This window comes from Streptomyces sp. NPDC005004 (genome assembly GCF_053600675.1).
Map to the genome: position 1 here is coordinate 114987 of NZ_JBSGAH010000003.1, position 20050 is coordinate 135036.

The 20050-nt window shown below is 72.6% G+C and carries 19 protein-coding genes; 12 read left to right on the forward strand and 7 right to left on the reverse strand.

Going from position 1 to position 20050, the window contains the following annotated elements; genetic code table 11:
• Positions 1–4: 4 nt before the first annotated feature.
• Positions 5–682, reverse strand: a complete 678-nt coding sequence (locus ACWEEU_RS04885) for a hypothetical protein (protein WP_451728525.1) — start codon at positions 680–682, stop codon at positions 5–7.
• Between the two features lie 116 nt (positions 683–798).
• Between ACWEEU_RS04885 and ACWEEU_RS04890 the strand changes: the two genes are divergently transcribed.
• Complete coding sequence (locus ACWEEU_RS04890) at positions 799–1443, forward strand: LysE family translocator (RefSeq protein WP_451728528.1); 645 nt, start codon at positions 799–801, stop codon at positions 1441–1443.
• A 21-nt stretch (positions 1444–1464) separates the two neighbouring features.
• Here ACWEEU_RS04890 and ACWEEU_RS04895 read toward each other — a convergent pair whose 3' ends face one another.
• The 5 genes from ACWEEU_RS04895 to ACWEEU_RS04915 form a co-directional block, all read right to left on the reverse strand.
• Complete coding sequence (locus tag ACWEEU_RS04895) at positions 1465–1905, reverse strand: SRPBCC family protein (RefSeq protein ID WP_385740357.1); 441 nt, start codon at positions 1903–1905, stop codon at positions 1465–1467.
• A gap of 304 nt (positions 1906–2209) precedes the next feature.
• Positions 2210–3001, reverse strand: coding sequence for a S1 family peptidase (locus ACWEEU_RS04900; RefSeq protein WP_385740354.1), 792 nt, complete (start codon positions 2999–3001; stop codon positions 2210–2212).
• Between the two features lie 234 nt (positions 3002–3235).
• Positions 3236–6067 carry an ATP-binding protein gene (locus tag ACWEEU_RS04905; RefSeq protein WP_451728533.1) on the reverse strand — a complete coding sequence of 944 codons (2832 nt, stop codon included), beginning with the start codon at positions 6065–6067 and terminating at the stop codon, positions 3236–3238.
• A 157-nt stretch (positions 6068–6224) separates the two neighbouring features.
• On the reverse strand, positions 6225–7073 hold the full coding sequence (locus ACWEEU_RS04910; RefSeq protein ID WP_451728536.1) for a response regulator transcription factor: 849 nt from the start codon (positions 7071–7073) through the stop codon (positions 6225–6227).
• Positions 7074–7256: 183 nt separating this feature from the next.
• Positions 7257–8465: an RNA-guided endonuclease InsQ/TnpB family protein gene (locus tag ACWEEU_RS04915; protein ID WP_451728539.1), complete on the reverse strand. Its 1209-nt coding sequence runs from the start codon at positions 8463–8465 to the stop codon at positions 7257–7259.
• Positions 8466–8626: 161 nt separating this feature from the next.
• Between ACWEEU_RS04915 and ACWEEU_RS04920 the strand changes: the two genes are divergently transcribed.
• The 4 genes from ACWEEU_RS04920 (at position 8627) to ACWEEU_RS04935 (ending at position 12662) form a co-directional block, all read left to right on the forward strand.
• On the forward strand, positions 8627–10300 hold the full coding sequence (locus ACWEEU_RS04920) for an AMP-binding protein (protein ID WP_451728543.1): 1674 nt from the start codon (positions 8627–8629) through the stop codon (positions 10298–10300).
• Positions 10297–11919, forward strand: coding sequence for an AMP-binding protein (locus tag ACWEEU_RS04925; protein ID WP_451728546.1), 1623 nt, complete (start codon positions 10297–10299; stop codon positions 11917–11919). The genes ACWEEU_RS04920 and ACWEEU_RS04925 overlap by 4 nt, the downstream gene beginning before the upstream one ends.
• A 291-nt stretch (positions 11920–12210) precedes the next feature.
• On the forward strand, positions 12211–12393 hold the full coding sequence (locus ACWEEU_RS04930) for a hypothetical protein (RefSeq protein ID WP_451728549.1): 183 nt from the start codon (positions 12211–12213) through the stop codon (positions 12391–12393).
• Positions 12384–12662 carry a hypothetical protein gene (locus ACWEEU_RS04935; protein ID WP_451728552.1) on the forward strand — a complete coding sequence of 93 codons (279 nt, stop codon included), beginning with the start codon at positions 12384–12386 and terminating at the stop codon, positions 12660–12662. Before ACWEEU_RS04930 ends, ACWEEU_RS04935 begins: the two co-directional genes overlap by 10 nt.
• A gap of 151 nt (positions 12663–12813) precedes the next feature.
• Here ACWEEU_RS04935 and ACWEEU_RS04940 read toward each other — a convergent pair whose 3' ends face one another.
• Positions 12814–13050 carry a hypothetical protein gene (locus tag ACWEEU_RS04940; protein ID WP_385740332.1) on the reverse strand — a complete coding sequence of 79 codons (237 nt, stop codon included), beginning with the start codon at positions 13048–13050 and terminating at the stop codon, positions 12814–12816.
• A 389-nt stretch (positions 13051–13439) separates the two neighbouring features.
• Here ACWEEU_RS04940 and ACWEEU_RS04945 point away from each other — a divergent pair, with 389 nt between their 5' ends.
• The 7 genes from ACWEEU_RS04945 (at position 13440) to ACWEEU_RS04975 (ending at position 20035) form a co-directional block, all read left to right on the forward strand.
• On the forward strand, positions 13440–15854 hold the full coding sequence (locus ACWEEU_RS04945; RefSeq protein ID WP_451728556.1) for a GH92 family glycosyl hydrolase: 2415 nt from the start codon (positions 13440–13442) through the stop codon (positions 15852–15854).
• 168 nt (positions 15855–16022) lie between these two features.
• Positions 16023–16280 (forward strand): hypothetical protein, encoded by a 258-nt coding sequence (locus ACWEEU_RS04950; RefSeq protein ID WP_199584663.1) that lies wholly within the window; start codon positions 16023–16025, stop codon positions 16278–16280.
• Entirely contained in the window at positions 16277–16645 is a 369-nt protein-coding gene (locus ACWEEU_RS04955; RefSeq protein WP_451728559.1) for a helix-turn-helix domain-containing protein, read from the forward strand. The genes ACWEEU_RS04950 and ACWEEU_RS04955 overlap by 4 nt, the downstream gene beginning before the upstream one ends.
• Before the next feature lie 148 nt (positions 16646–16793).
• Positions 16794–17306 carry a 2-oxo-4-hydroxy-4-carboxy-5-ureidoimidazoline decarboxylase gene (gene uraD / locus ACWEEU_RS04960; protein ID WP_451728562.1) on the forward strand — a complete coding sequence of 171 codons (513 nt, stop codon included), beginning with the start codon at positions 16794–16796 and terminating at the stop codon, positions 17304–17306.
• Between the two features lie 3 nt (positions 17307–17309).
• Complete coding sequence (gene uraH, locus ACWEEU_RS04965; protein WP_385740319.1) at positions 17310–17660, forward strand: hydroxyisourate hydrolase; 351 nt, start codon at positions 17310–17312, stop codon at positions 17658–17660.
• A 4-nt stretch (positions 17661–17664) separates the two neighbouring features.
• Entirely contained in the window at positions 17665–18588 is a 924-nt protein-coding gene (gene pucL / locus ACWEEU_RS04970; RefSeq protein WP_385740316.1) for a factor-independent urate hydroxylase, read from the forward strand.
• Between the two features lie 67 nt (positions 18589–18655).
• Positions 18656–20035: an 8-oxoguanine deaminase gene (locus tag ACWEEU_RS04975; RefSeq protein WP_451728567.1), complete on the forward strand. Its 1380-nt coding sequence runs from the start codon at positions 18656–18658 to the stop codon at positions 20033–20035.
• Positions 20036–20050 lie beyond the last annotated feature (15 nt).

A 20050-nucleotide genomic window follows, 5' to 3' on the forward strand; every position in this document is an offset into this window, starting at 1 on the left:
GCGGCTACTCGTCGCCGTCCCCCGCGCACATCAGCGTCTCCGCCTCGCGTTCGGCCGGGGAGAGCTTCTCGTCGGTCCCGCACTTGAGCAGCGAGAAGGACGACCCCGTCGTCCAGGTGGTCAGGGTGCCCCTCGCGTCCCTCTCCGAGCCGCTGCCGCTGTCGTCGCCGCAGCCGTGGGCGACGAAGGACGCCTCGACGACGCCGACGGACACGGCGGCCACCATCACGCCGGACGATCTCCCGGATTCGACGGTCCGGTTCCGCTGCCCGGGGCGCAGGGTGAAGACGGTGTCCGCCCTGGCGAGGTCGAGTCCCGTCCTCTCCTCCAGCGAGGTCACGGCGGCGTGTGCGTCCACTCTGCCGTTCACCCCGGACGGGGTGATGGCCGAGGTCAGTGTGCGAAGGGGGGTGAGACGGTAGGTCCAGCTCTCCGTCCTCCCCGCCGGTATCTCCTCGTGGTGGGCGTCGGACACGGCCACCAGCGTGTCCCTTCGACGCACCGGCCCCCAGTGGAGATCTCCGCCCCGGCAGGTCCGCCTCTTCGAGAGCGTGCGGTCGGTGGTCGCCTTGCCGTCGGACGCCTGCTTCGCGGGCGGCGCCGTGGATGCCGTACGAGCCGTGCAGGAGGAGACGGCCAGGATGGCCAGTGCCGCGGCGACGCAGCGAAGTGCCGTGTTCATCAGGGGGATTCCTTGCTGGTGTGATCACCGGACGGGGCCCGGTGTCCCGTAATTCCGGTGATCGTAAGGGCATAATCGCTTGCCGTCCCTCGGTGCCCCCGTGCTTGCATGGGCCCATGGTCTCCACCGACCGGCTGCTGGCGTTCGCGGCCCTCTCCCTCGTGCTCATCGTCGTGCCCGGCCCGAGCGTGCTCTTCGTCGTCGGGCGGGCCCTCGCGCACGGGCGCCGGGCCGCGCTGACGACCGTCGCGGGCAACACCCTCGGGGCCTATGTGCTCGTCGCCGCCGTCGCCCTCGGGATCGGCTCGGTGGTGGAGCGCTCGGTCCTCGCGTTCACGGTGCTCAAACTGGCGGGCGCCGCCTATCTCGTGTATCTGGGGGTCACGGCCTGGCGGCGGCGCGGCTCGCTGCGGGACGCGGTCACCGCCGCCGAGCCAGGTCCTGAGCGCGGCGCGCTGCGCACGCTGGGGGAGGGGTTCGCGGTGGGTGTGGCGAACCCCAAGACGATCGTGTTCTTCGCCGCCGTACTGCCCCAGTTCGCCGACCCGGGCCAGGGGCACGTCCCGGCCCAGATGCTGCTGCTCGGCCTGGTCTTCAACGCCATCGCGCTGGCCTCGGACAGCGTGTGGGGGCTGGTCGCCTCCGCCGCCCGGGACTGGTTCGCCCGCTCGCCCCGGCGGCTCGCGGCGGTCGGCGGCGCGGGCGGCCTCGCGATGATCGGCCTGGGAGTGACCGTCGCGGTCACCGGCCGCAAGGACTGACCGGGCCCCGCCCGGGCGGGATCACTCCCGCCGCAGCAGCCCGTTGATCGCGCGCCCGAACATCGACTGCGCCGCGCTCGTCGTCACCCCGTCGAAGGACCGGGGCAGGAAACCGACCCGCAGCTCCTCCCGCCACACCACCCGGGCCCGCCCGCCAGGACCGGGCCGCACCTCGATCTCGGCCCAGCCCAGCACCACACGGCCGCGCTTCTCCAGTCGGCACAGCCCGGGTTCGTCGTCCACCGGCGGGCGCCAGACGGTGACTTCCATCGGGTCGTCGAAGGTCAGCGGACCGACACCGGTACGGGCGACGAAGCGGGTGCCCACCCCGGTCGGCGGGGGCGTGGCCACCGTGACCCGGGTCAGCGGTACCACGTCGGCGTGGCGGGGCCAGTCGGTGAGCCGGCGCCACGCCTCCGCGAGGGGAAGGGGGACCGTGCGTTCGAGCGTGAAGAGAGGCACGCCACGATCGTAGGGAATCACCGGCGCCCACCGGCCCGCCGGCTCCCGCACTCACCTGCCCGGCGCAGCGTCCGCAGCGACGACGGCGCCCCGGCGCGTCCGCCGGGTGGTCCCGCGCCCTCGGTCACCACCTTCGGTGGGCCGTACACGCGCCTTCGTCCGGCGGGCGCTCCGGGGCGCCCTCACCGGTCCTTCCCCCGCGGGAGGGACCGTAGTGGACAGGGGGACGCTGCGGGCCGCTCGTGGTCGCTCGCAGCGTCCCCCTGGTTTCGCACCCGGGGCAACCCCCGGGAAGTTCCCCGGGTTACGAGTTGACCTGAGCGGTCACCAGGTTCGAGAAGGTGGTCAGCCGGGTGTAGACACCCGGGTAACCCGCCTCCGCGCACCCCTCGCCCCAGGAAGTGATCCCTGCCAGGACGCCCCCGATGATCAGGGGACCGCCGCTGTCGCCCTGGCAGGTGTCCACGCCACCGGAGCTGAGTCCGGCGCACACCATGTCGGACTGCACGTAGTCCGAGCCGTAGGAGGTACGGCAGCTCGAGTCGGACACGATCGGAACGGTCGCGGTCCGGAGCTGGTTGGAGGAGCTGCCGTTCTCCCGGGTCGTGCCCCAGCCGAGAATCCGCGCCGTCGTGCCGGCCGCGTAGACGCTGGTCTGGGAGGAGGAGACGTACGAGGCCGGGGAGTACGGCATCGACGTCGACAGGGTCAGCACGGCCACGTCGTCGCCGTTGGTCGCGTCGGTGTAGTCCGGGTTGATCCAGATCTTGCCGACCCGGCTCACCGTGCCGTCGGTGCCGTTCAGATAGGTCCGGCCGCCGACCACGCGCACGCTGCTCGTCGACTCGCCGACCATGCAGTGCGCCGCCGTCACGACCTTCTTGGCCGCGACCAGCGTGCCCCCGCAGAACTGACTGCCCGACGCGTCCGTGATCTGCATGACGTACGGGTACGCCGACGCGGTGGTCGTCGTGCCGCCCACGATGGGCTGGGGCGCGGCGCTCGCCGCGGGGGAGGCGATCAGCGCGGTGGCCGCGGCGGCGGCGGTCGCCACCAGGGTCGCGGCGGTCTTTCTGGCACGAGTGAGCCCGAACATGAGTCTCCTCAGTGGGGGTTGCCGGTGGGGGTCGCGCGGGTGTGGGGGTGAGGCACGGGACTGGGTACCCCCTGCTCCAGCGGAGCGGAGAGCGGGAGGGACCGACCCCGTGTGCCCGGGCGAGCGGCACGCCCTCACGCTAGGACCCGCAACTCCCGCCTCCCAATGAGGGAACCCCCTAGGGGGACAGGGGAGGGAAAACCCTCGGTCCGGCTCAGTTAACCTGGCGTGCCGTCACTTCGCGCGGCGACCTGCGGCCAATCGGACGATGTCCACCCGGGACCTGATGCCCAGCTTTCGGTAGACCCGGGTCAGGGTCGCCTCCACCGTCTTCACACTCACGAACAGCCGCGCGGCGATCTCCCGGTTCGTCGCCCCCTCCATGACCAGCGCGGCCACCTGACGCTCCATCGACGCCAGCCCCGCGAGCGCGTCCAGCGCCTCCGGCGCGGCGGGCGCCGACTCCGGCTCCGGCGCGGTGCGCGCCTCCTCCACCTGGCGCAGCCAGGGCAGCGCCCGGCAGCGCCGGAACAGCCGGGTCGCCTCGTCGTACGCCGCCTGCGGCCGCCTGCGCCCGCCCTCCGGGCGCCGGGCGCGCAGCCGGGCCAGCGCGAACGCGGCCCGCGCCTCCTCCAGGCCGTAGCCGAGCTTGGCCAGCCGGTCCTGAGCCGACGTCAGCCGGGCCACCGCCCCCTCGTGATCCCCGCGCGCCGCCCTGACCTGGGCCTCCGCCCGGTCCAGGACCGCGAGGACGCTCTCCCGGCCGAGCCGGAGGGCGTGTTCGCGGCTCGCGTCGATGACGTCCTGCGCCTCGTCGGGTTCACCGATCCGGACCAGCGCCTCCGCGAGGTCCCCCTGCCAGCGGCCGCGCGCCGGGTCGGTGATGCCGAGGTCCCGCTCCAGGGCGCGCACCCGGCGCAGCGAACGCACGGTGCCCGCCGGATCGCCCGCGACCAACTGGGCGTATCCGAGCGCGCCGAGCGCCCGGGAGAGGTACATCTGGTCACCGTCCCGCTCGGCCTGCTCCGCCGCCTCCCGGGCGAGCGCCAGCGCCCGCTCCACGTCGCCGCCGGACGCCTCCGCCAGCGACGTGAGCATCGCCGAGGCGGTCTCGCCGATCCCGGAGTCGCGGGCCAGCCGCAGCGCGTCCCGGGCCACTTCGAGGGCGCGTCCGCAGTGACCGGCGCGCAGCTCGGTCTCGGCCAGACCCCGCAGGAAGTGCACCTCGCTCTCCACCGAACCGCGCCGGCGCACCTCGCGCAGCAGCGCCGTCACCGTCGTACGTGCCTCGGCGAGGCGGTCGCCCATGACCAGCCAGCGGAATCGGGCGCTTCCCGCCCCGTTGTGATGGCAGGCCACCTCCGACAGCTGCGGCTCGGTCAGGGCCCGCTTGATGGTGCGGGGTGCCTCCGGATGGCCCATCAGGGTCTCGGTCTGCGCCTGGAAGGCCAGCGCCAGCAGCTCGGTGCGCCGGTCGCCGCCGCGCGCGGCCAGCTCGGCGGCGTGCGCGGCGGCGGTCCGCGCGTCGGTGAAGTCGCCCTCCACGATGAGCGCCCGCCAGGCGAGCTGGTAGTGGACCTGGGCCAGCAGCCGGGCGTCGTCGCCCGCGTCGGCCAGCGCCTGCGGGAAGACGGCCTCGACCTCGGCCATGGTGTGCCCGGCGGTGTCGATCACCACGATCCAGGCCCGCACCCGGTGCGCGGGCACGGTCGCCCGGGTCAGCACCTCGCGGGCGATGTCCCGCGCCAGGTCGACCTCGCCCGCCGTGATCGCGTCCTCGGCAGCCTGCAACCGCCGCTCGTCCGGCCCGGGGACGCTGTCGGCCGGGGTGCGCCGGGCGGCGAGCAGTCCGAGCTGGGCGGCGACGGACGGCGCGCCCCGGTCGCGGGCGAGCGCCGCCGCCTCCGCGAGCCGGGTGGCCACCTCGGGGTCGGCGCCCGTGGTGGCCAGCGCCAGATGACGGGCCCGCTCGATCGGGTCGGAGGCGGTCGTGGACAGCGCGGCGTGCGCGGCACGACGTTCGGGCGCCGGTGCCTCGGCGTAGAGCGCGGCGGAGATCAGCGGGTGCGCGAACCGTACGGCCGGGGCGTCCTGCTCGGTGGCGAGCAGCCCGAGTTCGCCCGCCTGGGCGCACTCCGCCTCGGCGTTCTCCCGCCCGGCCGCGTACAGCAGCGCCGTGGTGGGGCGGGCGCCGGCGCTCGCCACGAGCAGGGTGCGGCGCGCCTCCACCGAGAGCATGTCCAGCCGGCTGAGCACCAGCGCGCGCAGCGAGGTCGGCACCGGCAGCGGCTCGCCGGGACGCGGCGGGGTCGGGCTGTCGGCGAGCGCGCGGCCCAGCTCCAGGGCGAACAGCGGATTGCCGCCGCTGGTGCGGTGGATCTCGCGCACGGTGGAGCGGGGCAGCGCGCCGTAACCCCGGTGGTCGAGCAGCCGGGCGACCTGGGCGCGGCCGAGGGGGCCCAGCCGGAGCGCGGCGGTGCCCGGCGGACACGCGCGCAGATGACGGTCGTACTCCTGGGAGTCCGGGCCCTCCGTGCGCACCGCGCACAGCATCTGCACCGGCGTGCCCTCCAGCCGGCGGGCGGCGAAGCCGAGCAGTTCCGCGCTGGCCGGGTCGAGCCACTGGAGGTCGTCGGCGACGACCAGGACCGGGCCCTGCGCGGCGAGCGCGCGCAGCGCGGAGAGCACCGCGAGCCGCAGGGCGAGACCGTCGCGCTGGAGGCTGGACTCGCCGCGCCCGGTGAGCGCCGACTCCAGGGCGGTCAGCTGGGCCGCCGGCAGTCGCGGCGCGATCTCGTCGAGCACCAGTCCGAAGAGGTCGGCGAGCGCGAGGAAGGGCAGATGCGATTCGGACTCCGTCGCCGAGCAGCGCAACACGGTGCGCGCATGCGCCCCGTATTCCTCGGCCAATGCCCGCAGCACGGTCGATTTTCCTATTCCGGCGGGACCGTGCAGCAGCACACTGCCTCCGGCGCCGAGATGGTCCTTCGCGGCAGCGAACAGTTCCTCGTGGCCGATGACCAGGTCGGAGCGGCATCGGGCAGGCTCCTGGAAGTCCCGTCGCACGGTCGCCGCTCCCCTCGTGTCGTGTCCTGGCCAAATTCTAGGCAACAGAGCCCCGAATTCGGCCGGAAGTGGGGGTGAGGGAAATTACAACCGGCCGCGACCCGGAATTCAATCGGGTCCGGTAACTCCCCCAGGGGATGTTCCCCCGGGGAGCCCCCTACGGCAGCACCCCCGCCCGCCGGGCCGCCGTCACCGCCTCGCCCCTCGTGTGCGCGCCGAGTTTCCGCATGGCCGATCTCAGATAACCCTTCACCGTCTCCGTGCCGAGCCCCAGCCGCGCCGCCACCGCCGCGTTCGTCGCGCCCGTGGCGACCCAGGCCAAGACGTCCAGCTCGCGCGGCGCGAGCAGCGGACCGGCGGCCTGATCAGCGGCGGGACCGGGTGCGGACAGCAGATCACAGGCCGCGAGAAGCTCCGCGCGCAGACCCGGATCGGCCATGCGCGGCGCCAGCGCACGCAGCGCCGCGTGTGCCTCGCGCACCTGCTCCCACCCCGCCCCGGACTCCGCCCGCACGGCGGCCGGCAGCCCCCGCGCCTCCTGACCCGGCGCGGCCGCCGCCTCTCGTACGGCCAGCGCCCGCTCGACCTCCCGAGCCGCCGCCACCGCCCCGCCGAGCACCCGGTCGCCCAGCGGCTGTGCCGTGCGCAGCGCGCCGTAGAGCACCCCGCGCACCCGGCGCCGCACCACCACCGGCACCGCGAGCACCGAGCGCAGACCCTCGGCGGCCACCGGGGCGTCGTACTCGTGGCTGATACGGCGCGAGACGGAGTAGTCGGTCACGGCGCACACCCGGCCGAGCGCGACCGCCTTGCCGCCGAGCCCGGTCCCGGAGATCACCGCGAGCGAGCGCAGCGCGGCGGTCTCCGTCCCGCTCAGCTCGCTGATCCGGATGCGCGAGCCGCCCGGTTCGACCAGCCCGCCGAACGCGACGGGCAGGCCCGTGGTGTGCCGCAGCCGGTTCAGCGCAGCCCGGATCTCCGCCGTCGCCACCGCTTCTGCCGCCACTTCCCCTGCCCTTTCGGCCCGGCCTCCCGTGTCCGTCCACCCCCGTTCGGGGGTATCGGGACCCGCAACACGGATTAGACGATGGCAACGAGCCGCCCGGCAATGGCCCGGGACGCGGGAGTTCCGCCCGATTCGGCGGGCGACCGCAGCCGCGAGGAGGACACGGTTGACTTCATCCCCCGCCTAGAGGCAGGGGATTCCAGCGGTCGCCCGCTGGGTTTCCTGCTTCACCGACGACTGCCCCGTCCGGGAGGACTCCCGTTGAGGTCTTACACCGTCTCCACAGGCAGATGCCGCCAGCCCGGCGGCCAGGATGTTGCGTGCCGCGTTCACATCGCGGTCGTGCACGGTGCCGCAGTCGCACGTCCACTCGCGGACGTTCAGCGGAAGTTTCCCGCGGACCGTGCCGCACGCCCCGCACAGCTTGGAGCTGGGGAAGAAGCGGTCGATCACGACGAGTTCACGCCCGTACCAGGCGCACTTGTACTCCAGCATGGAGCGCAGTTCCGTCCACGACGTGTCCGAGATGGCACGCGCCAGTTTGCCGTTCTTCAGCAGGTTGCGGACGGTGAGATCCTCGATCACGACCGTTTGGTTCTCACGGACGAGCCGAGTGGTCAGTTTGTGCAGGAAGTCCCGGCGGCAGTCGGCGATCCGCGCGTGGACCTTCGCGACGCGGCGCCGGGCCTTCTCCCGATTCGCCGATCCCTTCGCCTTCCGCGACAGCTCCCGCTGCGCCTTGGCGAGCCGGGCGCGGTCGCGGCGCTCGTGGCGCGGGTTGGTGACCTTTTCTCCGGTCGACAAGGTCACGAGGCTTGTTATGCCTGCGTCGATGCCGACTGCGTCCGTCGTGGCGGGGGCCGGAGCGATGCGGTCGTCGCACAGCATCGAGACGAACCAGCGTCCGGCACTGTCGCGGGACACGGTCACCGTCGTCGGCTCCACCCCCTCGGGCAGGGGGCGCGACCGGCGGATGTCCAGCGGGGCAGCCATCTTCGCCAGGGTGAGGTGCCCGTCGCGCCACTTGAAGGCGGAACGGGTGTACTCGGCGGACGCGCGGGACTTCTTTCGGCTCTTGTACCGAGGGTACTCGGCGCGCTTGGCGAAGAAATTTACGAACGCCGTCTGAAGATGCCGCAGCGCCTGCTGAAGCGGAACGGAGGACACCTCCGCCAGGAAGGCGAGTTCCTCGGTCTTCTTCCATTCTGTCAGCGCCGCCGAGGACTGTGGGTACGAGATGCGCCGCTGCTCGCCGTACCAGGCGCGCGTACGTTCCTCCAGCGCCTTGTTGTACACGAGGCGGACGCAGCCGAACGTGCGCGACAGCTCAGTTGCCTGCTCGTCCGTGGGGTAGAAGCGGTACTTGAAAGCCGGCTTGACCTGCTCCGCCATGCCTCACATGCTATCGACTCCCATGTGAGCAGGAGTTGTTGGGCGGTGGTCGGTGGACACCGGTCCGCTCTGGAGGCAGACGGCCTTTCCCTGCCCTGCTCCGCAGGAGCTTCGTTTCCTCCCCGGCCTGAAGGCCGGGGTATCCCCGAAGGAGAACTCCGATGACGACGCCGACGGAGCTGTTCCGCAGCGCCCGCGATTTCCTGCTGGAGAACCGGGAGGACTACCAGGCCGCCTACGAGGGCTTCCGCTGGCCCCGGCCCGAGCACTTCAACTGGGCGCTGGACTGGTTCGACGTGATCGCGGACGGCAACGACCGCACCGCCCTGCACATCGTCGAGGAGGACGGCGGCGAGACCCGGCTCTCCTTCGCGGACCTGGCCACCCGCTCGTCCCGGGTCGCGAACCATCTGCGCGAGCGGGGCGTCGCCGCCGGTGACCGTGTCCTCGTCATGCTCGGCAACCAGGCCGAGCTGTGGGAGACCATGCTCGCCGCGATGAAGCTGCGCGCCGTGGTCATCCCCGCCACCCCGCTGCTCGGTCCCGCCGACCTGCGCGACCGGGTCGCGCGCGGCGACGTCAAGCACGTGGTCGTACGGGCCGCCGACACCGCCAAGTTCGACGAGGTGCCCGGGACTTACACCCGCATCTCGGTCGGCGGCCTGCCGGAGGAGGGCTGGGAGCCGTACGAGGACGCGTACGCGCTCGCGCCGGAGTTCCTGCCGGACGGCCCGACCCTCGCCGACGACCCGCTGATGCTGTACTTCACCTCGGGTACCACCGCCCAGCCCAAGCTGGTCGAGCACACCCACACCTCGTACCCGGTCGGCCACCTCGCGACCATGTACTGGATCGGCCTCAAGCCCGGGGACGTGCACCTCAACATCTCCTCGCCCGGCTGGGCCAAGCACGCCTGGTCGAACCTGTTCGCGCCGTGGAACGCCGAGGCGACCGTCTTCGTCGTCAACTACAGCCGCTTCGACGCCGGCCGGCTGATGGCCGAGATGGACCGGGCCGGGGTCACCACCTTCTGCGCGCCGCCCACCGTGTGGCGGATGCTCATCCAGGCAGACCTCACCCAGCTCGCCACGAAGCCCCGGGAGGCGGTCGCCGCGGGGGAGCCGCTCAACCCCGAGGTCATCGAGCAGGTGCGGCGCGCCTGGGGCGTCACCGTGCGGGACGGCTTCGGGCAGACCGAGACCGCCGTCCAGATCGCCAACAGCCCCGCACAGGAACTCCGTTCGGGATCCATGGGCCGTCCCGGACCCGGCTACCGCATCGAACTCCTCGACCCGGTGACGGGCGCGCCCGGCGCCGCCGAGGGTGAGATCGCGCTCGACCTGTCCGAGAGCCCGGTGGGCCTGATGACCGGTTACCACGGTGACCCGGAGCGCACGGAGGAGGCGATGGCCGGCGGCTATTACCGTACGGGGGACATCGGGTCGCGGGACGAAGACGGCTATCTTACGTATGTCGGGCGCGCGGACGATGTCTTCAAGGCGTCCGACTACAAGATCAGCCCCTTCGAGCTGGAGAGCGCGCTGCTGGAGCACGAGGCGGTGGCCGAGGCCGCCGTGGTGCCCGCGCCGGACGAACTGCGGCTCGCCGTGCCGAAGGCGTACGTCGTCCTCGCCGAGGGCTGGGAGCCCGGACCCGGCACCGCGAAGACCCTCTTCGAGCACTCCCGTGAGGTGCTCGCGCCCTACAAGCGGCTGCGCAGGCTGGAGTTCGGCCCGCTGCCCAAGACCATCTCCGGCAAGATCCGCCGCATCGAACTGCGCGAGGCCACGGCGGCGGGTTCGGACAACGAGTACCGCGAGGAGGACTTCCGGTGACCGCTGCCCTGTCGTACACGCACGGCACGGGCGGCACCGCCCTGCTCGGCGACACCATCGGCGCGAACCTCCCGCGCACGGCGGCCACTTGGCCCGACCGGGAGGCGCTGGTCGACGTGCCCTCGGGGCGGCGCTGGACCTACGCCGAATTCACCGCCGACGTCGACCGGTTGGCGTGCGCCCTGCTCGCGAGCGGGATGGCCAAGGGTGACCGCGTCGGCGTCTGGGCGGTCAACTGCCCCGAGTGGATGCTGGTGCAGTACGCCACCGCCCGCGTCGGCGCCGTGATGGTCAACATCAACCCGGCCTACCGCACCCACGAGGTCGAGTACGTCCTCAGGCAGGCGGGCGTCTCCCTGCTGTTCGCCACCCCGGCTCACAAGACCAGCGACTACCGCGCGATGGTGGAGGAAGTGCGCGGCAGGTGCCCGCAGTTGCGGGAGGCGGTGTACTTCGGGGAGCCGGGCTGGGAGGAGTTCGGCGCACGGGGTGAGCGGTTGGGCACCGTCGAACTGGACTCCCGTGACGCCGAGTTGTCCTGCGACGACCCGATCAACATCCAGTACACCTCGGGGACGACCGGTTTCCCGAAGGGGGCCACCCTCTCCCACCACAACATCCTCAACAACGGCTACTTCGTCGGGGAGTTGGTTTCTTACACGGAGCGGGACCGAGTCTGCGTTCCCGTCCCGTTCTACCATTGTTTCGGCATGGTGATGGGCAACCTGGCGGCCACCTCGCACGGCGCCTGCATCGTCATCCCCGCCCCGTCCTTCGAGCCGAAGGCGACCCTGGACGCGGTCCAGCGGGAGCGCTGCACCTCGCTGTACGGCGTACCCACCATGTTCATCGCGGAGTTGAACCTCCCCGACTTCGCGGAGTACGACCTCTCCACCCTGCGCACCGGCATCATGGCGGGCTCCCCCTGCCCCGTCGAGGTGATGAAGCGGGTCGTCGCCGAGATGCACATGGCGGAGGTCTCCATCTGCTACGGCATGACCGAGACCTCCCCGGTCTCCCTCCAGACCCGAGTGGACGACGACCTGGAACACCGCTGCGGCACCGTCGGCCGCGTCCTGCCCCACCTGGAAGTGAAGGTCGTCGACCCGGCCACGGGCGTCACCCAGCCCCGTGGGACGGCAGGCGAGTTGTGCACCCGTGGCTACAGCGTGATGCTGGGCTACTGGGACGAGCCCGAGCGCACCGCCGAGGCGATCGACGCGGGGCGCTGGATGCACACCGGGGACCTCGCGGTCATGCGCGAGGACGGGTACGTCGAGATCGTCGGGCGCATCAAGGACATGATCATCCGGGGTGGCGAGAACGTCTACCCGCGCGAGATCGAGGAGTTCCTCTACGGCCACCCCAAGATCCGCGACGTCCAGGTGGTCGGCGTCCCCCACGACCGCTACGGCGAGGAGGTCCTCGCCTGCGTCGTCCCGCACGACCCGGCCGATCCGCTCACCCTGGACGAGCTGCACGCCTACTGCCGCGACCGGCTCGCCCACTACAAGATCCCGAGCCGTCTCCAGATCCTGGAGGCGTTCCCGATGACCGTCTCGGGCAAGGTGCGGAAGGTGGAGCTGCGCGAGACGTACGGGGAGGTCCGCGGGGACTGATCGGGGCTTGCCCGGCCGGGGCCGCCGAGGGGTCAGGCATCCCGTGGGGCCGCCGAGGGCCCGGCATCCCGTGGGGCGCGGCCACCCCCGTGGCCCGACCGGCCGGGCCGCGCCCCACGAGTCCCCCGTGCGGGACCTCGCCGCCCCCGTCCCGGCGGGCCCCGCGTGGACGTAATCTGCCCGTCCCGGAGGGCGGTTGAAGCATTCTCGGGCGGGTTCAGAGGTTGATTTGAGGTTGGGTGGTCCGTCGTCGCGCCGGGCGTCGTCAGTGGCGTGTGTCACGCTCCGCGCATGGGATTCTTCGACGATCTGGTCCTGGCGGACGAGCCGGTCGAGGCGCGTGCCGTACTGGCCGCGCTGCGGCCGCCGCACCCGGACGACGGGCGGTACACCCCGCCCGTGGGCCGGTACGCGCCGGTGCGCGTTCCCCAGGCCGAACCGGCCGGGTCCGGACCGGGAGCCGTGTGCTGCTGACCGGCTGGTCCGTGTGGCCCCGGTCGGTCACCCTGCACCTGGCGGTCTTCCGCCGCACCCGTCGGCAGGACGCGCCGGCACGACGGCAGTCCGGCCTCCGCGTGGGTCTGCTCCTGTCCGACGGGCGCCGGGTGACCTCCCTGGACGGCACCATGACGGTCTGGCGGTATCAGGCCGCTCGCTCCATCCGTCTGGACCACTCGCGTCTCGCCCTGCGGACCCGTGTGGGTGATCCGCCGCCCGGGGAGACCGAGCTGGTGCTCGAGTGACCCTACGAGGCGATACCGGAGGCGTGCGTCGTCGTGTACACGCCTGCCCCCGGGGCCGTCGGCAATGGACTTCGACGTGGCCGCGAGCGTCTGATCAGGCGTGGCCAGGTGCGGTGACCGGCTGATGTGGAGCGACGTGTCGGGCCGCCCGTCAGGGCTCCGGCTCCGGCTCCGACAACCCCGGCCACTCGTCCGGCCCACCCCCCTGCCAGTCGATCAGGTCGCTCTCCTCGACCTCGACGCGGTCCAGGTCGGCCATGCGGAGGATCTCGATCACGTCGTCGAGGTGGGAGGCGAGGCCGAGGGTGACGTCGCCCTCGGTGACCCGGCGGGAGCCGTCGAGGGCGGGGGCGTGGACGACGATGTGGGGGTGGTGCGGTGCGGCCATGGGTCCAGCCTCCTGCCGACGACGGGGGCGCGCACGTCGGAGGGGTCCGTACCGCGCGCCTCGGCGCAGACCGGCCAGGGAGGGCGACCCGCAAGGGTTCGCCGCGCGCGTCGCGGCACTCCACGCCGTGCGCCGGTCACCTCCCACCCCGGGGGCCGCGAGAGTTCGCCACGTACCCGCCCGAGCAGTCCACGCCGTGCGCCCGGCGCACCCCACTCCGGGGAGGGCACGGAAGAGTTCGCCGCGCGCTCGGCGCAGACCACCCCCGGAGGGCCACCGCAAGAGTTCGCCCAGGCTTCATCGTCCGCAGCTCCCGCACCCTTCCCCCGCACCGGTCCCCCCTCTAGCCTCGCGACGCCCACTGTCCTTTCCCGAAAGGTGACTTGACGATGCGTCATCTGCTAGCGCGTGCGACGAGACGGCTCGGTACGCGCACAGCCGTAGCGGCGGTCACCACCGCCCTCGCCGCGGCGGCACCCTTCCCGGCCGTGGCGGCGACCGGCCAGGAACCGCTGTCACGGCTCGTGGACCCGCTCCTCGGCTCCGCCAACGGCGGCAACACCTTCCCCGGCGCCACTCTCCCCCAGGGCATGATCGCCTGGTCGCCTACCAGCACCGCCGGAGACCAGACCAACACCGCGGCGGCGAACGGCTACGCGTACAACACCACCCGGATACGCGGACTGAGCCTCACCCACGTCAACGGCGCCGGATGCCACCCCGGTGCGGCGGGGGACGTGCCGATCATGCCGTTCGTCGGGGACGTGACCTCCTCGCCGAGCGCCGACACCAGAGACGCGGTGTACGCCGCCGACTTCTCCCACGCCGACGAGAAGGCCGTACCCGGCCGCTACACCCTCGGCCTCGCCTCCGGCGCCTCCGCCGACCTGGCCGTGAGCGAGCGCGCGGGGGTCGCCGACTTCAGCTTCCCGGCGGACCGCCCGGCCAGTCTGCTGTTCCGCGTGTCCAACTCCCTCAACGGCAGCGAGGACGCGCACGTCGAGATCGACGCCGCCCACCGCAAGGTGACCGGCTGGGTGCTGACCGGCGCGTTCTGCGGCCGCCGGGCCAACGGCGGGACCAACAACCGCAAGAGCTACTACCGCCTCCACTTCAGCGCGACCTTCGACCGCGACTTCGCCACCACCGGCACCTGGCACGACGGCACGCTCTCCCCGGGCGGCACCTCGGCGGACGGCGGCGAGGGATACGCCACCGGCAACGACCGGGCGGGACGCGGCTCCGGCGGCTGGGTCGGCTTCGACACGCGCGCTGACAACGATGTCCACATGCGGATCGGCATCTCCTACGTCAGCCTCGCGGGCGCCGAGGCCAACCTCCGCCACGAGATCGTCCCGCACGCGAGCGTGTCCGACGTGGCAGCCGCCGGGGCGCGCGCCTGGGACCGCGAGCTGAGCACCGTGCGGGTGCAGGGCGGCAGTACGGCCCGCCGCACGACGTTCTACACCGCGCTCTACCACTCCCTGATGCAGCCCAACCTGATCAGCGACACCGACGGCCGCTACGTCGGCATGGACCAGGCCGTGCACCGGCTCGCGCGCGGACAGCGGGCGCAGTACGGCAACTTCTCCGGCTGGGACCAGTACCGCGCGCAGATCCAGTTGCTCGCCCTGCTACGGCCCACCGTCGCCGGCGACTTCGCGCAGTCGCTGTACAACTTCGCCCGGCAGAACGGGGGAGTGTGGGACCGCTGGGTCCACATCAGCGGCGCGACCCACGTGATGACCGGCGACCCCTCGGCCGCCACCCTGGCGACCTTCTACGCCATGGGAGTGCGCAACTTCGACTACGACGGCGCCTACGCCTCCCTCGTCCACCAGGCCACCGTCCCCACCCCCGCCGACCTCTCCGACGCGGGCTGCCCCGGCCAGTGCGAGGGGCAACGACCGAACCTCGCCCAGTACATGACCTCGCACTACGCCGCCCAGGACGTGTGCCACTGCTGGGGCGGCGCCGCCGAGACCCTGGAGGACTCGGTCGCGGACTTCGGACTCGCCCGGTGGGCGAAGCTGCTCGGCCGCACGCAGGACGCGGGGTCCTTCACCGAGCGCGCCGGTTACTGGCGCAACGTCTTCAACCCGGACACCGGCTACATCCAGGCCCGCCGCCTCGACGGCTCCTGGGTCACGCCGTTCAGCCCGGGCGGCGACCTCGGCTTCGCCCAGGGCACCAGCGCCACGTACACCTGGATGGTCCCGCAGGACGTCCAGGGTCTCGCCGAGGCGATGGGCGGCCGCGCGCAGGCCGAGGCCCGGCTGGACGGGTTCTTCCACAAGCCGGACGGCTCATGGTCGGTGCGCGGCGGCGACCCCCTGCGCTACGACCCCACCAACGAGCCCGGTATCCACGCCCCCTGGCTCTACAACGCCCTCGGCGCCCCCTGGAAGACCCAGGCCACCGTCCGCCAGATCCTCGACACCGTCTACACCACGGGCCCCGGCGGGCTGCCCGGCAACGACGACCTCGGCACCATGTCCGCCTGGTACGTCTTCTCCGCCCTCGGCGTCTACCCCGAGACCCCGGGCCGCGCCACCCTCCTGCTCGGCGCCCCGCTCTTCCCCAAGGCGACCGTCGCCCGCCCGCACCACCGCGACCTCGTCGTCACCGCCCCCGACGCCGACGACACCCACCTCTACATAGACGCCGTACGCCGCAACGGGCACCCGCTCACCCGCTCCTGGCTCGGCCCGGACGTCCTCCGCTCGGGCGGCAGGCTGGACTTCCGCCTGGCCACGGTGCCCGACACCACCTGGGCGACCGACGAGAGCGAGCTGCCGAAGTGACGTGGCCGGCCCCGCGGACCGCACTCCGCGGGGCCGGAGTTCCACCGGTCCTCGGTAACGGCCGCCGGCCCCCGCCCCCGCGCCCTCCGTTAAGGTCGTCACCGAACGGCAGGGGCACGCCACGCCGGCCGGGGCCCACTGCGCGATCCACCACGTCAGGGGGCGTACGTGAGACTGAGGGCGGAGTTCACCACCGAACCCTTCGACCTGGACGAGGCTCCCGCGCACGCGCTGGTGGCCCGCGAGGTCATCGAGGGCGCCGGGCTCGACGCCGTGGACGTGGGGCCGTTCGGCAACACGGTCGAGGGCAGCGCCGACGGGGTGCTCGCCGCCCTGGACGAGGTGCTGCGCCGCACTCTCGGCGCGGGCGCCACCCGGATCTCCCTCCAGGTCAACGTGATCGGCGCGGAGGAGGAGGGCAGATGACCGGCACACCGGACGAGCCCTTCATCGCGGCCGTGAAACCGCTGGTCGACGCCATGGGCGGCCGGCTCCTCCCGCCGGACGAGGCGGGTCCCGACGACGTGGTCCTCGCCTGGGCGGGCGCCGACGTCGTCGCCGTACGGCTGCCCCAGCTCGCGGACTCCCTGGACCACATCCTCGCCGCCATGGAGCGCGGACAGGGCCGTCCGCTGGCCGACCTGGACCGCAAGGCCAAGCAGGAGGTCGTACGGACGCTGGAGGCGCGGGGCGCCTTCTCCGTACGGCACGGGGTGGAGACCGTGGCCGGAGCGCTCGGCGTCAGCCGCTTCACCATCTACAACTACCTCAACCGGGAAAAGGGCCGCTGAGGGCGTCGTGAGCCGTGCGGGGACCGCGCCGCCTTCCGGGCTCTGTTAACCCGGAATTTTCAACAAAGTGTTGACGTGCCGTCGCCGCCGGGCGTTAGCTGACCGCACCTCGTCCGGCACGACGGCCCGAGCGGCCACGGAGGCGCCCGTGACTTCGCCAGCGACACCCCCGGGTCTGGCCCGGTTCAACGCCCTGGAGGAACCGGCGGCCCGCGCCGCCCTCCACGAGGTCTGCGCCGCCACCGAGTGGGTCCGCCGCCTGCTCGCCGCCCGGCCCTACGCCGGCCCGGACGAGCTGTACGCCGCCGCCGACACCGCCCTGGCCGAGCTGGACGAGACCGGCCTCACCGAGGCCGTCGCGGGCCACCCCCCGATCGGCCGCCCCAAGCCCGGCGACCCCGCCTCCGCCCGCGAGCAGCGCGGCATGGCGGGCGCCTCCGACGACCTGCGCGCCGAGATGCTGGAGCTGAACCTCGCCTACCAGGAACGGTTCGGCCACGTCTTCCTGATCTGCGCCACCGGACTGACCGCCGAGCGGATGCGCGACGCCCTGAAGGAGCGGATCGGCAACACACCGGAGCGCGAGAGGGAGATCGCCCGCGCCGAACTGGGCAGGATCAACCGCATCCGGCTGACCCGCCTCGTCGCCAAGGACGCGTGACCCATGCCCACGACCTCCGTCTCCACCCACGTCCTCGACACCGCCGCCGGGCGTCCCGCCGAGGGCATCGCCGTACGGCTCCTCGCCCGCGCCGCGCCCGACGCCCAGTGGCGGGAGGCGGGCACCGGGGCCACCGACGCCGACGGCCGCTGCCGCGACCTGCCCGATCCGCCCGAGGGCACGAGCGCGGTACGGCTCGACTTCGCCGTGGAGCCGTACCTCGCCAGGACCGGGGCGGGGGCGTCCGCCTTCTTCTCCGAGGTCACCGTCACCTTCGCCGTACGCCCCGGCGAGCACTACCACGTACCGCTGCTGCTCAGCCCGTTCGGCTACTCCGTATACCGAGGGAGTTAGCACCATGGCAGATGTGTCCCGCCCCGCCGGTCCCGCCCTGCTGGGGCAGAACCAGTACGGCAAGGCCGAGAACCGGGTCGTCCGGATCACCCGCGACGGCTCCACCCACCACATCAAGGACCTCAACGTCTCCGTCACGCTGAGCGGCGCGATGGACGAGGTCCACTACTCCGGCTCCAACGCCAGCGTCCTGCCGACCGACACCACCAAGAACACGGTGTACGCCTTCGCCAAGAAGCACGGCGTCGAGTCCGCCGAGGCGTTCGGCATCCTTCTCGCCCGGCACTTCGTCACCTCGCAGGAGGCGATCGGGCGCGCCCGTATCCGCATCGAGGAGTACGCCTGGGAGCGGATCGCGCTGCCCGGCGCCCCGGACGGCGGCCACTCCTTCGTCCGCAAGAACCAGGAGACCCGGCTCGCCCAGATCACCTACGACGGCTCGGCGTGGGAGGTCGTCTCGGGCCTCGCGGACCTGGTGGTGCTCAACTCGACCGACTCCGAGTTCTGGGGATACGCGAAGGACGAGTACACGACCCTCCCCGAGGCGTACGACCGCGTGCTGGCCACCGAGGTCACCGCCCGCTGGCGGTACGGCTGGACCGGCGAGGGCAAGGCACCCGACTGGGACGTCTCGTACGAGGAGACCCGGCGCCATCTGCTGACGGCCTTCGCGGGGACGTACTCGTACTCCCTCCAGCAGACCCTCTACGCGATGGGTTCCCAGGTGCTGAAGACGCGCGACGAGATCGACGAGATCCGGCTCTCGCTGCCGAACAAGCACCACTTCCTGGTCGACCTCGCACCCTTCGGGCTGACGAACGACAACGAGGTGTACCTCGCCGCCGACCGGCCCTACGGCCTCATCGAGGCGACCGTGCTCCGGGAGGGGCGCGAGGCCGCGATCCCGGTGGACCTCACCAACCTCTGAGCCAACCCGAGCCATCCCCGAGCCGTCTTCCGGCTCTCTCGGCTCTCCGAGCGCAAAGGACGCACCCGTGGCAGCAGCCGAGCGCATCGTCATCGAGAACTGCGCGATCGCGACCGTCGACGCCGACGACACCGAGTACGCCTCGGGGCATGTGGTCCTCGTGGGCGACCGGATCGAGTCGGTCGGCGCGGGACCGGCGCCCGAGGGGCTGAGCGACGTCGGCCGTCGCATCGACGCCACCGGGCACCTCGCGACCCCCGGCCTGGTCAACACCCACCACCACTTCTACCAGTGGCTCACCCGGGGTCTGGCCACCGACCACAACCTCTTCGACTGGCTGGTCGCGCTCTATCCGACCTGGGCGCGCCTGGACGAGGACATGGTCCGTGCGGCAGCGCAGGGCTCCCTCGCGATGATGGCGCGCGGCGGCGTCACCACCGCGATGGACCACCACTACGTGTATCCGCGGGGCACTGGCGACCTCTCCGGGGCGATCATCGGGGCCGCCCGCGACACCGGTGTGCGCTTCACCCTGGCCCGGGGCTCGATGGACCGGGGCGAGTCGGACGGCGGGCTGCCCCCGGACTTCGCGGTGGAGTCCCTGGGCGACGCGCTGGCGGCCACGGAGGCGACGGTGCGCGAGCACCACGACGCGTCCTTCGGCGCGATGACGCAGGTCGCGGTCGCGCCCTGCTCACCCTTCTCCGTCTCGACCGAACTGATGCGGGACGGCGCCGAGTTGGCGCGACGGCTCGGTGTGCGGCTGCACACGCACGGCTCGGAGACGGTGGAGGAGGAGAAGTTCTGTCACGAGCTGTTCGGCATGGGCCCGACCGACTACTTCGAGTCCACCGGCTGGCTCGGCGAGGACGTGTGGATGGCGCACTGCGTCCACATGAACGACTCCGACATCGCCGCCTTCGCCCGCTCCGGCACGGGCGTCGCCCACTGTCCCTCCTCCAACGCCCGCCTCGCGGCCGGCATCGCGCGCGTCCCCGACCTGCTCCGCGCGGGCGTCCCGGTGGGGCTCGGCGTGGACGGCACGGCGTCCAACGAGTCCGGCGAACTCCACACCGAACTGCGCAACGCCCTCCTCGTGGGCCGCCTCGGCCCCCACCGCGAGTCCGCCCTCACCGCCCGCCAGGCCCTCCGCCTCGGCACCTTCGGCGGTGCCCAGGTCCTGGGCCGCTCCCGGGAGATCGGCTCCCTGGAGCCCGGCAAGCTGGCCGACCTGGTCCTGTGGCGTATGGACACCCTCGCCCACGCCTCCATCGCGGACCCGGTGGCCGCCCTGGTCCTGGGCGCGGCGGCCCCGGTCACGGCGTCGTTCGTCGGCGGGCGGCAGATCGTGGCGGACGGGCGACTGCTGCACGTGGACGAGGAGGCCGTCGCCCGCGCGACCCGGGCCGAGGCACGGCGGCTGGCACGGATCGCGGACGGGGAGTGAGGGTGCCCGGACGGC